Source organism: Azospirillum sp. P4_B5 (assembly GCF_056402275.1).
Map to the genome: position 1 here is coordinate 1 of NZ_JBFUHT010000077.1, position 14,228 is coordinate 14,228.

At 68.5% G+C, this 14,228-nt stretch carries 11 protein-coding genes; 10 read left to right on the plus strand and 1 reads right to left on the minus strand.

Annotated features, from left to right (window positions below; genetic code table 11):
• The 3 genes from AC1DVI_RS30860 to AC1DVI_RS30870 form a co-directional block, all read left to right on the plus strand.
• Positions 1 to 218, plus strand: a 218-nt coding sequence (locus AC1DVI_RS30860) for a hypothetical protein (RefSeq protein WP_476961223.1), incomplete at its 5' end; no start/stop codon positions are given.
• Between the two features lie 269 nt (positions 219 to 487).
• Positions 488 to 1,141, plus strand: coding sequence for a TetR/AcrR family transcriptional regulator (locus tag AC1DVI_RS30865; protein WP_476961224.1), 654 nt, complete (start codon positions 488 to 490; stop codon positions 1,139 to 1,141).
• A gap of 144 nt (positions 1,142 to 1,285) precedes the next feature.
• Positions 1,286 to 4,048, plus strand: a complete 2,763-nt coding sequence (locus AC1DVI_RS30870; protein ID WP_476961225.1) for a hybrid sensor histidine kinase/response regulator — start codon at positions 1,286 to 1,288, stop codon at positions 4,046 to 4,048.
• A gap of 50 nt (positions 4,049 to 4,098) precedes the next feature.
• Here AC1DVI_RS30870 and AC1DVI_RS30875 read toward each other — a convergent pair whose 3' ends face one another.
• Complete coding sequence (locus AC1DVI_RS30875; RefSeq protein WP_476961226.1) at positions 4,099 to 6,621, minus strand: HWE histidine kinase domain-containing protein; 2,523 nt, start codon at positions 6,619 to 6,621, stop codon at positions 4,099 to 4,101.
• A gap of 517 nt (positions 6,622 to 7,138) precedes the next feature.
• On the opposite strand from AC1DVI_RS30875, the gene pyk reads away from it, so the two are divergent.
• The 7 genes from pyk to AC1DVI_RS30910 form a co-directional block, all read left to right on the plus strand.
• Entirely contained in the window at positions 7,139 to 8,662 is a 1,524-nt protein-coding gene (gene pyk, locus AC1DVI_RS30880) for a pyruvate kinase (protein WP_476961227.1), read from the plus strand.
• A 67-nt stretch (positions 8,663 to 8,729) separates the two neighbouring features.
• The gene (gene pflA / locus AC1DVI_RS30885) at positions 8,730 to 9,509 is read left to right on the plus strand and encodes a pyruvate formate-lyase-activating protein (protein WP_476961228.1); all 780 of its coding nucleotides are present in this window, start codon (positions 8,730 to 8,732) and stop codon (positions 9,507 to 9,509) included.
• 28 nt (positions 9,510 to 9,537) lie between these two features.
• On the plus strand, positions 9,538 to 10,446 hold the full coding sequence (locus AC1DVI_RS30890) for a formate/nitrite transporter family protein (protein ID WP_476961229.1): 909 nt from the start codon (positions 9,538 to 9,540) through the stop codon (positions 10,444 to 10,446).
• A 133-nt stretch (positions 10,447 to 10,579) separates the two neighbouring features.
• Positions 10,580 to 11,527 carry a DMT family transporter gene (locus tag AC1DVI_RS30895; RefSeq protein ID WP_476961230.1) on the plus strand — a complete coding sequence of 316 codons (948 nt, stop codon included), beginning with the start codon at positions 10,580 to 10,582 and terminating at the stop codon, positions 11,525 to 11,527.
• A gap of 73 nt (positions 11,528 to 11,600) precedes the next feature.
• The gene (locus AC1DVI_RS30900; RefSeq protein ID WP_476961231.1) at positions 11,601 to 12,359 is read left to right on the plus strand and encodes a GntR family transcriptional regulator; all 759 of its coding nucleotides are present in this window, start codon (positions 11,601 to 11,603) and stop codon (positions 12,357 to 12,359) included.
• Between the two features lie 442 nt (positions 12,360 to 12,801).
• Complete coding sequence (locus AC1DVI_RS30905; protein ID WP_476961232.1) at positions 12,802 to 13,788, plus strand: TRAP transporter substrate-binding protein; 987 nt, start codon at positions 12,802 to 12,804, stop codon at positions 13,786 to 13,788.
• Positions 13,789 to 13,866: 78 nt separating this feature from the next.
• On the plus strand, positions 13,867 to 14,228 hold a 362-nt coding region (locus tag AC1DVI_RS30910), incomplete at its 3' end, for a TRAP transporter small permease (protein ID WP_476961233.1).

Consider the following 14,228-nt stretch of genomic DNA (forward strand, 5'->3'; position numbering starts at 1 on the left):
CCGGTTCTCGCTTCGGATCCCGCCTCAGCAATCGCTGTTCAGGCCAGAAAAGCGTGTCGTTCTGGCGTCATCAACCGAAACGGCGACCCACTACATATAGATGGGCGGCTTCACGCAACTTCATTACCTTTGCATTCCCGGTAGTGACGGCACATGATAAGATCGAAAATACATTAGTATTTTCACTAAAAGATTCACGAAAAATATCCATTTTGTGACATGCATCACAAATGCGCGATATTATTTATGCTGATTTATTTTGCGTGAACATTTAATGAATTTCTGCAAAGCGAATATTTAATACCCCTATGCATTTCGATGCCATGCGCAAGGCGGAACCATCATAAATGATACTGCCGCTAGGAAACCGGGCTGACAGACCCCATTGCAATAGAGCTTGGCAGCCGGCATAGCTCCTTCGACAGTGTGCGGAACTTTCGCTTGGAAGGCCGTGGAAAAACCGATGCACCGGGGAAACGCCAGGGAATTGACGGACAGGACAACGGACAAGGACGCATCCACGGTCGGCCCGCGCGGTCGGGCGCGCCGGCAGGCCTTGCTCGACGCGGCGGCGGCGCTGTTCGTCGAGAAGGGCTTCGAGAAGACCACGCTGACTGACATCATCGGCCGGGCCGGCGGGTCGCGCGCCACCCTCTACGAGCATTTCGGCGACAAGGAGGGGCTGTTCCGCGTGATGATGGAGGAGAACAGCGCCCGCATCCAGGACGGGCTGGCCGCCATCCAGGCCGACGAGCGGGCAGCGCCGGAGGACGGGCTGACCCGCTTCGCCCTGCACCTCGTCGCGGCGCTGTTCGACGACCGCACCATGGCCATCGTCCGCGTGCTGGTCTCGGAGGGCGGACGCATCCCCGACATCGCCGAAGCCTTCTTCCGCATCGGCCCGGAAACCGCCCAGCGGCGGCTGGCCGACTATCTGGCGCGGCAGACCGCCGCCGGTGCCCTGACCGTCGCGGAGCCGGAGGCGGCCGCCCGCGGCTTCATCGGCATGATCACCGGCAACATCCTGCTGCGCCGCCTGATCCTGCCGGAACAATCCTTCTCCATGGAGGAGGTGGAGCGTTACGTCGGACGGGCCGTCGCCCTCTTCCTGGCGGGCGCCCGCCCCATTGCGGAGCACTGACCTTGGGTTGAGGCAAGCGCAGCCGGGCGCAGGAAAGCGTTAGGACCGAAGGACAGGCGTTGCAACATACTACGGTATGTTAGGGTTCACACGATCGCTTCCTTCATCCCATCGGCCCCCGGGCCGGGACGGTCGATCGTGTCCATGGCTCGCTGGCTTCTGCTGCTCGTCTTCACTCTGGCCCCGCTGATCGGGTTCGAGGTCTATTCCCACACCCGGCTGCGGGCGGAACGGGAGGCCGAACTCGGTCAGGAGGCGTTGCGTCTGCTCGACCTGATCCAGACCGAACAGCAGCGGATCGTCGACGACATCGAACACATCCTGGTCACGCTGGCGGAGGCGGAGATCGCCGGTCCGGCCTGCCAGGAGACGATGGAGCGGCTTCACCAGCGCCTGCCCAGCTATCTGACGCTGGGCTTCGCCGACCGATCGGGGACCGTCCTGTGCGCCACCGACCGAAGGACCGTCGGGACCGGAAGCGCCGACCAGCCGCAGATTCGTCAGGCCCTGACGACCGGCCTCTTCTCGGTGGGCGAATATGTCGCCACCGAGGGGCCGCGCCACCGCGTTCTGCCCTTCGCCCTGCCCTATGCACGCGGCGGCGAGAGCGACGGGCAAAGCGATGGAACCCAGCCGGCGGTCGTCACCGCCCTGCTCGACCTCGACTGGCTGCGCCAGTATCAGGCGCGCAAGCCCCTGCCGCCGAATGTGACGGTCCTTCTGGCCGACCGCGGCGGCACCGTCCTCGTCCGCGTCCCGGACCTCCAGGGAATCGTCGGCCGGCCGCTTCCCGAGCGGCTCGGCCTGTTGCTCAGCGGCGCGGAGACGGCGACGGCGCTGACCGAGGGTTTGGACGGGACGCCCCGCGTCACCGCCTATTCCCCGCCGGGCGCCAACGGCAGCGGCCTCGCCATCGCCGTGGGGATCGACCGGGCCGCCGCGCTGCGCACCGTCGATGTGGCCACCCTGTGGTCGTGGTTCCCCTTCCTGCTCATCCTGCTGCTCACCCTGACCGGAACCGCCTGGGCCATCGGGCGCCTGACCCGCCAGCGCGAAACGGAGCGGTCGCTGCTGAAGGCGGTGCTGGAGCATCTGCGCGCCGGCGTGGTGGTGGCGGAGGCGCCCACCGGACGGGTGATCCTGCACAACAGCGCGGCGGAACGGCTGATCGGCCAGCCGCTCGGCCGGATCGAGCGCATCGAGGACTATCCCCGCTCCTTCAGGAGCGGTTCGGAAAGGTCTTCGGAGTTGCCGCTGGTCCGCGCCCTGCGCGACGGCGCGGTGGTGCGGCAGGAGGAGCTGCGCCGCGACACTCCTGCCGGTCCCGTCATCTGTCTGGCCGATGCCGAGCCGGTGCGCGATCCCGATTGCCGCATCACGCTGGCCGTCGTCACCCTGACCGACATCACCGAGCGCAATGCCGGCGAGGAAGCCCTGCGGCGGAGCGAGACCCGCTTCCGCGAGCTGGTCGAAAACACCCCGGTGATGATGTGGATCAACCGGCCGGACGGGGCGCGGGAATACTACAACGCCGCCTGGCGCTCCTACACCGGGCGCAGCCCGGAACAGGGGGAGCGCTGGTCCTACATCCACCCCGCCGACTATCCCCGGCTGCTCGACTGCCGCGAGCGCGGCATCGCCGCGGGCGAGCCCTACGGCTTCGATGTGCGCATGCAGCGCCACGACGGGGTCTACCGCTGGCACGTCTGCCGGATCAACCCGATGCGCCAGAACGGGCAGATCATCGCCTGGGTCGGCACCGCGGTGGACGTGCACGACAGCCGCATGGCCCGCGAGGCGGCGGAGCAGGCCGACCGCTCCAAGAGCCGCTTCCTGGCCGCCGCCAGCCATGATCTGCGCCAGCCCATGCAGTCCATGTTCTTCTTCGCCGAGGCGCTGCACAGCCACGTCCACTCCCCGCGCGGGCGCGACGCCCTGGCGATGCTGGAGCGCGGGATGGAGACGCTGAAGGGCCTGCTCGACAGCCTGCTCGACGTCTCGCAGCTCGACGCCGGGGTGATCGAACCGCGGATCGAGGATATTCCCGTCAAGCCGCTGCTCGACGACATCGGGTCCGCCTACGCCCCGGTCGCCGCCGCCAAGGGGCTGGATCTCCAGGTGGTGAACCACCACGACCTGACCGTGCGCAGCGACCGCAACCTGCTGGGGCGCATGGTCCGCAATCTGGTGGAGAACGCCATCCGCTACACCGAGCGCGGGGTGATCCGCCTGGAATGCCACCCCCTGGACGGCCACGTCGGCATCCAGGTGCGCGACACCGGAATCGGCATCTCCGGCGAGCAGATGTCCTGGATCTTCGAGGAGTTCTATCAGGTCGGCAACCCCGAGCGGGACCGCAACCAAGGGCTCGGCCTCGGCCTCGCCATCGTGCAGAAGCTGTCGGCGCTGCTCGGCCACCCGGTGGAGGTGCGCTCCGAACTCGGCAAGGGGTCGGTGTTCCGCATCTCCGTGCCGCTCGGCGACGCCGCGGAAAGCCCGGCTCCGGTTCTCCCGCCCCGCGAAACGGAGCGCGGGCGGCTGGCTGTCCTGATCGACGACGACGCCATCGTCCTGATGGGGCTGCGCTCGATCTTCCAGGATTGGGGCTACGACACCATCGTCGCCTCCTCCACCGACGAGGCGCTGGAGCGGCTGCGGGCGGCGGGGCGGCGGCCCGACGTGATGGTCGCCGATTACCGCCTGCGCGAGCACAAGGTGGGCACCGAGGCCATCCTGAAGATCCGCGAACTGGCCGGGGCACCGGTTCCCGCCGTCCTGCTGACCGGCGATTCCGGCCCCGACGTGATGCAGGAGGCCGAGCGGCACGGGATCGGCCTGATGTTCAAGCCGGTCACCGCCCGCCTGCTCCAGGAGGCCCTGACCCGCCAGACCGGCACCGCCGCGTGACGTTCCGGAGTGGGCCAAGTTTCCCGACGACCGACTCTCCCGCCGACCGGCTACATCCCCCGCACCGTCTGGAGCCCCCGCCGCACCTGCTCGGAATCGTAGGGCTTCCGCAGGACCAGTACGTCGCGGAACTCCTCCGGGAAGATCGCGGACTCGCCGTAGCCGGTGGCGAACAGGAAGGGGATGCCCAGCTCGCGCAGCCGCTCCGCCACCGGGAAGGAGGTCTCGGTTCCCAGATTGACGTCGAGAAGCGCCATGGCCGGCGGATCGTCCGCGATGGCGACCAGCGCCTGACGGACGCTCGCCACCGTCTCCACCCGCTCGGCGCCCAGCTTCAGCAGCATGTCCTCCGCGCTCATGGCGATGATCATGTTGTCTTCCAGAAGCAGCACAGCCCCGCCCAGCGGAATATCCGCCGCCGCGCAGGGCGTCACCGCCGCTTCGATCACCGCCGGGCGTTCCGGCGCCAGGCTGACATGGATGGCCGGAATGGTGAAGCGCGCCTTCAGCCCGGCCAGGGCGTAGGTCACCGTCGCCTCGCCCTTCAACTCGTGCGGGATCGAACGCTCGATGATGGTGGTGCCGAAGCCCTGGCGCGTCGGCGCCTGCACGGGCGGCCCGCCGCTTTCCTCCCAACAGAGTTCCAACGCGTCCTGGTCGTCCAGGCTCCAATGAACCTTCACCCGGCCGCCGCTGTCGGCGAAGGCGCCGTATTTGGCGGCGTTGGTCACCAGCTCGTGCATGATCAGCGCCATCACCGACAGGGCCGGGGGCGACAGCAGCACCTCCGGCCCGGACAGGACCACCCGCTCCGCCCGGTTGCCCAGATAGGCGTCGACCTCCGCCGCGATCAGGGGACGCAGGGGGGAGGGCTTCCAGTTCTCCGCCGTCAATTGGTCGTGCGCCCGTGCCAGCGCCTGGATGCGCCCGCCGACGATCTCGGCGAATTCCTCGACGCGGGTGACGCCGGCCCGGCTCTGGGCCAGCAGGGCGCGGACGAGGCTGAGGATGTTGCGGACCCGGTGGTTCAGTTCGGCGATCAGCAGCTCCTGCCGCTCGCGGGCCGTCCGGCGCTCCTCCTCCGCCTGGTCGGCCAGCCGCAGCACCACCTCCATCAGCGTGATCCGCAGGGAGTCGGCGATGCGCAGGTCAGCCTCCGTCCAGGGCTCGGACTGGCCGTGCACCGTCTCCTTCCACGCCTCGAAGCTCTTGCGCGGGGTCAGACGCTGCCCGTTGGGGCCAGCCTCCACCGGCTTGTTCGGGTTGCCGGCCCAGGTGACGGTGCGGACCGACTCCTTGCGGAAGAAGATGATGTGGTCGCGCGGCTTGCGCGACACCGGGATGGCCAGCATGCCGGCGGCGCGCTCGGCGAAGTCCATGCCGGGTTGGTGAACCTGCCCGATCTCGCTGGTCGCAAAGACGCGGCTGGCGTGCGCGCGGTTGAGCATGCGCACGAGCCCGAGCAACTCCTCCGGCGTCGGGGTGCTGCCGTCCACAAGGGTCTGGCCGCCCAGCACGATGGCGAAGCCATCGCTGCGGATGTAGTGGCCGACCTCGCCGCGCAGCCGCTCCAGATTCTCCATGGAGGAGGCGCCGTCGGCCATCACCGCCATGATGCGGGTGTGGAGCAGGCGCGCCTTGGCCTCGTAGGCCTCCTCGCGGTCGCGTTCGACGCCTTCCAGCAGGAAGGAGAACATCTGGCCGTACAGCTCGGCCGCCGTGCGCCGCTCCAGCGACAGGCGCCGCGGCACCATGTTGTGGCAGGCGAACAAACCCCACAGCTTGCCGCGGCGCAGGATCGACACCGACAGCGAGGCGGCGACGCCCATGTTGCGCAGATACTCGCAATGGATGGGCGACACGCTGCGCAGGACGCTCATGGACAGGTCGAGCGCCTCGCCCTCCGGCCCGACGGGCGGCAGGACGACCGCGGGCGGGGCGTCCACATCGTCGATGCAGCGCAGCCAGTTCCGCTCGTACAGCGCGCGGGCCTGCTTGGGGATGTCCGACGCCGGGTAGCGCAGCCCCAGATAGGAGGGCATGCCGCGCACCGCGGATTCCGCGATCACCTCGCCCGCCCCGTCGCGGTCGAACCGGTAGATCATCACCCGGTCGAAGCCGGTCAGAGACCGCAGCTGCCGCGCCGCCTCGCGGCAGCAGGAGTCGAAATCGGGGGTGCGCTGGAGCCGTCCGATCATGGCGCGGACCATGGAACCGACGTCCAGCTCGCTGTCCGGCTCGCTCGGCTCCGCCTCGATGATGATCGACTGGCCGGACAGATGCACTGCGATGTCCAGCGGCAGCGCGTTGGCCGACAGCTTCACCCGGAAGGCGCGCTCCACCGACCCGTTGATCAGGGAGAGCTGGAGCCGCCCGCGGAGGGCGTGCAGCGCCTCCTCCTCCATCACCTCGGTCAGGGGAAGCCCCAGCAGCGCATCGGCCTCCACCCCCAGCCACGCCCCGATGTTGGACGAGGCGTGCTTGACGATCCAATCCGTCGACAGCGCGATCAGGAATCCGCTCGGTTGGATGGACCCGACGAGATGGATCGGCTCCCGGTCGCAATTGCTCAAGTCTACGCCACCGTTCATCGCCGCACCGCCCGCTTCATTCGGCCACCATCATCATTGTTCCGGCGTTCCTTAAATTTGTCCCATGCATCCGGATAGGCCGATGATTTGCTGATCCCTTGGCTTGTTCCATGCCAACACACCGGAGCGGTTTTAAAGCACGTCATGTCGATAAAATAATCCAAAATCGAGCTTGCACCAATGCATCCCCCGCTGGCGAAAAGCTCTACGCCCCAACCTATTCCGCCAGAGCGAGATCTGCGACATTTTGGCGGCAAGGCCCCTCCGCCCGGCAAAACAGGCTTGCCTTTCAATCTGATATACTAGTATTTTATTTTGTGAAGGACAGACGCGCAGCCCGGCCGGCCCAAGCCCGCCCGTGCCGCGAGCGCATCCCCGAGAACCGCACCGACCGCCGCGCGCCGCACCGTCACGCCGGCTCTGGCGCGGCGGTCTTACCGATGAACGCCCGCGCGCCGCGCCCGCCGTCCCCGCCCTCTTTTGCGGAGCCCGTTTCGATATGACCGCCACCTCCCCGATCCGCCGCTTCCGGCAGACGAAGATCGTCGCCACGCTGGGTCCGTCCTCCTCCTCGCCGGAGATGATCCGCTCGCTGTTCGAGGCGGGCGTGGACGTCTTCCGCCTGAACTTCAGCCACGGCTCGCACGACGACCACGGCGCCCGCGTGCGCGCCATCCGCGCCCTGGAGCGCGAGCTGGAACGGCCCATCGCCATCATGGCCGACCTCCAGGGTCCGAAGCTGCGGCTCGGCCGCTTCGCCGCCGGTTCGGTGGAACTGACGGTGGGCCAGTCCTTCCGCCTCGACCTTTCCACCGAGCCGGGCGACGCGACCCGCGTCGGCATGCCCCATCCCGAAATCTTCGCCGCCCTGCGCCCCGGCACCGACCTGCTGCTCGACGACGGCAAGGTGCGGCTGCGCATCGTCGAGTGCAGCCCCGACCACGCCGACACCGTCGTTGTGGCCGGCACCAGGCTGTCCGACCGCAAGGGCGTGAACGTGCCCGACGTTCTGCTGCCGCTGTCGCCGCTGACCGCGAAGGACCGCGCCGACCTCATCTTCGCGCTGGACCAGGAGGTGGACTGGGTGGCGCTGTCCTTCGTGCAGCGTCCCGAGGACGTGGCGGAGGCGCGCAAGCTGATCGCCGGGCGCGCCGCCCTGATGTCCAAGCTGGAGAAGCCGCTGGCCATCCAGCATCTGGAGCGCATCGTCGAGCTGTCCGACGGCGTGATGGTCGCCCGCGGCGACCTCGGCGTCGAGATGCCGCCGGAGGACGTGCCGAGCATCCAGAAGCGGATCATCCGCGAGGCGCGCAAGGCCGGCAAGCCGGTGATCGTCGCCACCCAGATGCTCGAATCGATGATCGGCTCCCCCGCCCCGACCCGCGCCGAGGCGTCGGACGTCGCCACCGCCGTCTTCGACGGCGCCGACGCGGTGATGCTGTCGGCGGAGACCGCGTCGGGCGCCTACCCGGTGGAGGCGGTGTCGATGATGGACCGCATCGCCCGCCGGGTCGAGCACGACGACCTCTACCGCACGATGATGGACGCCCAGCACGCCGACCCGCAGGAGACGGCGGCGGACGCCATCACCGCGGCGGCGCGGCAGGTCGCCCACACCATCCACGCGGCGGCCATCGTCACCTACACCACCAGCGGCTCCACCACCCTGCGCGCCGCCCGCGAACGGCCGGAGGTGCCGATCCTCTGCCTGACCGCGACCGTCGCCGCCTCGCGCCGTCTGGTGCTGGCCTACGGCGTACACAGCGTGCTGACCGAGGACATCCAGAACTTCTCCGACATGGTGCACAAGGCGACCCGCATCGCCTACGCCCACGGTCTGGCGGAGGACGGGCAGCGGCTGGTCATCACCGCGGGCGTGCCCTTCGGCATGCCGGGTTCGACCAACATCCTGCGCATCGCCTGGGTGGAACGCCCCGTCCTTCCCGCCGGCGGGAACACGCAATACGCGCAAGAGTCGCGGTCAGATCAATTGACCCCGGTCATGGCCGACGCCAGGGCGTGACATAGGATGGCACACAGCGCCGGTGCCGCAATGAAGCGGGCACCGGCGCCCATTCACGAGGTGCCTCATGCTCAGCCCGATTACCCCCCACCCCGCGCACGCCGCCGGGACGGGCGCATCGGTCCGCGGCTGGGTCCATTCGGTGGAGACGGGCGGCACGGTCGATGGGCCGGGTTTGCGCTACGTCCTGTTCCTGGCCGGATGCCCGCTGCGCTGCCAGTACTGCCACAACCCCGACACCCGCCACATGCATGACGGGTCGCCGGCCCAGTCCTCGGACGTGCTGGCCGACATCGCCACCTACGCCGATTTCCTGCACCGCGCCCACGGCGGCCTGACCATCAGCGGCGGCGAGCCGCTGGTCCAGCCGGAATTCTGCGCGGCCATCTACCGCGGCGCCAAGCAGCTCGGCCTGCACACCGCGCTGGACACCTCGGGCTTCCTCGGCAGCCACGCCGACGACCATCTGCTGGCCGACGTCGATCTGGTGCTGCTGGACATAAAGGCGTTCAAGGAAGCCACCTACCGCGCGGTGACCGGCGTGCCGCTGCGCCCGACCCTGGAATTCGCCGAGCGGCTGTCGGTGCTGCGCAAGCCGATCTGGCTGCGCTACGTGCTGGTTCCCGGCCTGACCGACCATCTCGACGAGATCGAGGGCTTGGCGGAATTCGCCGCCGGCCTGGAGGTGGTCGAGCGGGTGGACGTCCTGCCCTTCCACAAGATGGGCGAGTTCAAATGGAAGCAGCTCGGCCTGCCCTACGCGCTGGCCAACACCGAACCTCCCCCGCCGGAGCTGACCGAGCGGGTGCGCGGCATCTTCCGGACGCAGGGCCTGAAGGTCGTGTGAGACGCCGTACGAGACGAGGAGCAATCCCATGGACACGCATTCCCTTCCGGAGGCCGCCCCACACGCCGCCGCCTCCCCTGCCGCCCCGCCCGCATCCTCCCTCGACGCGCTGATGCCCGACGCCATCGCGCTCGCAGCGGAGAATCTGGGCGTCAAGAAGGCCAACTACGACGGCGCGACGCTGTTCGCCCTGGCCGTCCTGGCCGGCGCCTTCATCGCGCTGGGCGGTCTGTTCGCCACCGTCGCCATGTCGGGGGCGGAGGGCATGCTGCCCTACGGGGTGACCCGGCTGCTCGGCGGGCTGGTCTTCTCGCTGGGGCTGATCCTGGTCATCGTCGGCGGCGCGCAGCTCTTCACCGGCGACGCGCTGATGGTCATGGCCTGGGCCAGCGGGCGAGTCAAGACCGGGCGGATGCTCCAAGTCTGGACCATGGTGTGGCTCGGCAACTTCGTCGGCGCCGCCGGCACGGCGCTGCTGGTCTTCCTGTCCGGGCAGTACGCCTTCGGCCACGGGGCGGTGGGCGCCTCGGCGCTCTACTTCGCCACGGCCAAGGCGGGGCTGCCCGCCGGGCAGGCCTTTTTCCTCGGCATCCTGTGCAACGTGCTGGTCTGCCTCGCGGTGTGGCTGGCGCTCGGCGCGCGCAGCGTGACCGACAAGATCATGGCGATCGTCTTTCCGGTCAGCGCCTTCGTCGCCGCGGGCTTCGAGCACTGCGTCGCCAACATGTATTTCGTGCCGCTGGGCCTGCTGATCGAATGGGGCGCCCCGGCCTCCTTCTGGGCCGACCTGGGCCGCGCCGCGCCGGTGATCCCGGTCGGACAGTTCCTGCTGAATCTCGCCGCGGTGACGCTGGGCAACTGGTTCGGCGGAGCGGTGCTGGTCGGCGCCGTCTACTGGTTCATCTACCGCCGCCCGAGCCGCCGCACGGCGCATTAGACGCTGACGGTTGCCCCCTCCCTAACCTCCCCCGCTGACGCAGGGGAGGGGATATTTCTCCCTCCCCTGCGTCAGCGGGGGAGGGTCGGGGTGGGGGCAAGGTCAACCCATTCCCTCACCCCGCAGGGCACCCATGGCCCAGCCCATCCCCAGCCATCTCCAGGCGCGCAGCGGCATCGTCTCCATGCTGCTGGCGGTGTTCCTCTACGCGGTGCTGAACGCGCTGGCGAAGCATCTCGCGGCGGACTACCCGCTGGCCGAGGTGACCTTCTTCCGCAACGCCTTCGCCCTGCTGCCCGCCACCGCCATGCTGGCCCGCGCCGGCGGCTGGCGCAGCCTGCGGACGGAGCATCTCGGCGGCCATTTCTGGCGGGCGGCGATCGGCCTGACCTCCATGGTGCTGCTGTTCCTGTCCTACCACTTGATGCCGATGGCCGACGCGGTGGCGCTGTCCTTCTCCGCCCCGCTGTTCCTGACCGCGTTGTCCGTGCCGGTGCTGGGGGAGCGGGTCGGCCCCTACCGCTGGGGGGCGGTGGCGGTGGGCTTCGCCGGGGTGCTGGTCATCGTGCAGCCGGGAAGCGGCATGCTGAACACCGGCGCGCTGGTCGGGCTGAGCGCCGCCGTCGCCTACGCCTTCGCCATGATGGCGATGCGGCAGCTGGGGCGGACGGAGGCGCCGGTCACCACCGTCTTCTACTTCACCGCCTTCTCGACGCTGCTCAGCGCCTTCGCCCTGCCCTTCGTCTGGACGATGCCGACGGCGGAGGGCTTCGCGCTGATGGCGGCGATGGGGCTGGTCGGCGGCGGCGCGCAGTATTTCGCCACCCGCGCCTATTCCCTGGCCCCGGCGGCGGTCATCAGCCCGTTCAACTACGCCGGAATCCTCTGGGCCTGCCTGTTCGGCTGGCTGTTCTGGGGCGACTGGCCGGGAACCCATGTGCTGGCCGGGGCCGCCATTGTCATCGCCAGCGGCCTGCTGATCCTGATCCGCGAGACGCGCCGCCGGGCCGAAGCGGGGACGTGCGACACTTCGCCCGAAGTGTCCCACACTTTGCCACTCAGCACCGGGCGCAAACACTAATATATTAGCTTTCATACGTTCACCGGGGCGCCGGCCCACGCCCGCGCGACCCGCCTGTCTGACGAGGTGGCTCATGCCATCGGACACCCTCACCGCCGCCCCGCCGCGGCAGCGCCGGCTCGCCACGGTCCGGCCCGCGCCGCGCTCCGCCTCTCCCATCTACCGCGACCTGCGGAACGACATCCTGGGGATGCGCCGACGACCCGGCGAACCCATCGCCGAGGCCCGCATCGCCGTGGCCTACGGCGTCAGCCGCACCCCCGTGCATGAGGCGGTGCTGCGGCTGGCCGACGAAGGGCTGATCGACATCTTCCCGCAGTCGGGCACCTACGTATCCCTGATCCCGGTCACCGCCCTGCCGGAGGCCGGGGTGATCCGCAAGGCGCTGGAGGAGGCCACCGTGCGGATGGCCGCCATGCGCGCCACCCCCGGCGACATCGCGCAACTGCGCGCGGCGCTGGAGGAGCAACGCGACCTCTGCGCCGCCGGCGACCGCGACGGCTTCCACGAGGCCGACGAGAGCTTCCACGCCCTGCTCGCCGACGTCGCCGGATTCCCCGGCTTCTGGGCGCTGGTGGAGCAGGTGAAGGTGCAGGTCGACCGCTGCCGGCGTCTGACCCTGCCCGTCCCCGGCCAGATGGCGAAAGTCATTGTCGAGCACGACGCCATCGTGGAGGCCATTGCCGCCCACGACCGGGAGGCGAGCGTCCTGGCGCTCGGCGCCCATCTCGACGGATTGCGGCTGGCCATCGACGACTTGCGGGCCGCCGCACCGCTCTATTTCACCGACGCGCCCACCACTGCGGGGCGTCAAACGCCGCCCCGGCTTTAATCCCCAACCTTTAATCCCCACCCGGCTTGCGACATTTTGGCGTCACGCTTTCCGCTCCCCGTTTTGTGCTTGCCTCGACAGCTGATATATTAATATAACTAGCCCAGCGGGACGCGGTGCGGACGTGAACAACCGGCACCGCCCGCCCACCGGACAACGATCGGGAAGCCGCGCGGAAGAACACCGCGGGCGCCTCCAGACAAAGGACGAGAACCGCCCAGCTTCACCCCCGTCGGCAGACGCCGATGGCGCCGGGATTTTGCGCCTTCATCCCCTTCGGGATTATTTTTTGCCCCCGTTTTCGCAGCGCTATTATTCAAGGCGCACAGCCGAACAGCCTGGGCTTCTTCCGAACGCAGGGCCTTTTCGTTTTTCCATTTTCGGCGGGCCGACGACCCGCCTCCGCTCCAACAGGCACTTCTCCTAAGGCAGGAGTACGGTCATGAAGAACACCTTCCGTCGCCTCGGCATGGCGCTGCTGGCCGCTTGCGCCGCCGGCGCGCTGCTCGCCGCCCCGGTCTCGGCCCGCGACTTCCGGTCGGCCGACATCCACCCCGGCGACTACCCGACCGTCGAGGCGGTCAAGTACATGGGCAAGCTGCTGAGCGAACGCAGCAACGGCAAGCTCGGCGTGAAGGTCTACCCGAACGGCGCGCTGGGCAACGAGCGCGACACGATCGAGCAGATCAAGATCGGCGGCCTCGACATGATGCGCATCAACGTGGCACCGCTGAACAACGTCGTCCCGGAGACGATGGTCGTCGCCCTGCCCTTCATCTTCCGCGACACCGACCACATGCACGCCGTGCTGGACGGCCCGATCGGCGACGAGATTCTCGCCGCCATGGAAAGCCAGGGGCTGATCGGTCTGGCCTTCTACGACAGCGGCTCGCGCTCGCTCTATTCCAAGAAGCCGGTGTCGTCGCTGGCCGACCTCAAGGGCATGAAGATCCGCGTCCAGCAGTCGGACCTGTTCGTGTCGATGATCGAGGCGCTGGGCGCCAACCCGACGCCGATGCCGATGGGCGAGGTCTACACCGGCCTCAAGACCGGCATCGTCGACGCGGCGGAGAACAACTACCCGTCCTATGAATCCTCGCGCCACTTCGAGGCGGCCAAGTACTTCACCCGCACCGAGCACGCCATGGCGCCGGAGGTGCTGGTCTTCTCCAAGGTTTCGTGGGATCGCCTGTCGAAGGACGACCAGGCCGCCATCCGCAAGGCCGCCAAGGACTCCGTCCCCTACATGCGCAAGCTGTGGACGGAACGCGAGGAGGCCTCCCGCGCCATCGTCGAGAAGGCGGGTTCCCAGATCAGCGACGTGAAGAACAAGCAGGAATTCATCGACGCGATGAAGCCCGTGTTCGCCAAGTTCGCCAACACACCCAAGCTGCAAGGCCTCGTCCAGCGCATCCAGGACACGAAGTAGGCAGGACACGACGTAAGGCACGCGGTCGCGGCACCGGCCATTCCCGGCCGGCGCCGCACCCGCGGGAAGGACGGCATCATGAGCATCGAACTCGAATTGGAAGAGGTCCGCCCCCTCGCCGCCCCACGCTTGTTGACGCGTGTGAACGCGCGTCTGGCGCGGTCGGGGATGTGCGTGGCGATGGTCGGCCTGATGGCCATCGTCTGTGTGGTGTTCTATCAGGTCTTCGGCCGCTACGTGCTGAACGACTCGCCGACCTGGGCGGAGAGCCTGGCCATCGTGCTGGTCCTTTACGTCACCCTCATCGGCGCCGCCGTCGGCGTCCGCGACGCCGGCCACATCGGCCTCGAATCCTTCCTCGTCATGCTGCCCGACGTCGTCCGCCGCAAGGTCGAGATCGTCATCTACGCCCTCGTCGGCGTCTTCGGCGCCTGCATGGC

Excerpts from the sequence above, each read along its gene's own strand:
- AC1DVI_RS30870 (WP_476961225.1), top strand. The coding sequence starts at position 1,286 with ATGGCTCGCTGGCTTCTGCTGCTCGTCTTCACTCTGGCCCCGCTGATC.
- pyk (WP_476961227.1), top strand. The coding sequence starts at position 7,139 with ATGACCGCCACCTCCCCGATCCGCCGCTTCCGGCAGACGAAGATCGTC.
- pflA (WP_476961228.1), top strand. The coding sequence starts at position 8,730 with ATGCTCAGCCCGATTACCCCCCACCCCGCGCACGCCGCCGGGACGGGC.
- AC1DVI_RS30890 (WP_476961229.1), top strand. The coding sequence starts at position 9,538 with ATGGACACGCATTCCCTTCCGGAGGCCGCCCCACACGCCGCCGCCTCC.
- AC1DVI_RS30895 (WP_476961230.1), top strand. The coding sequence starts at position 10,580 with ATGGCCCAGCCCATCCCCAGCCATCTCCAGGCGCGCAGCGGCATCGTC.
- AC1DVI_RS30900 (WP_476961231.1), top strand. The coding sequence starts at position 11,601 with ATGCCATCGGACACCCTCACCGCCGCCCCGCCGCGGCAGCGCCGGCTC.
- AC1DVI_RS30905 (WP_476961232.1), top strand. The coding sequence starts at position 12,802 with ATGAAGAACACCTTCCGTCGCCTCGGCATGGCGCTGCTGGCCGCTTGC.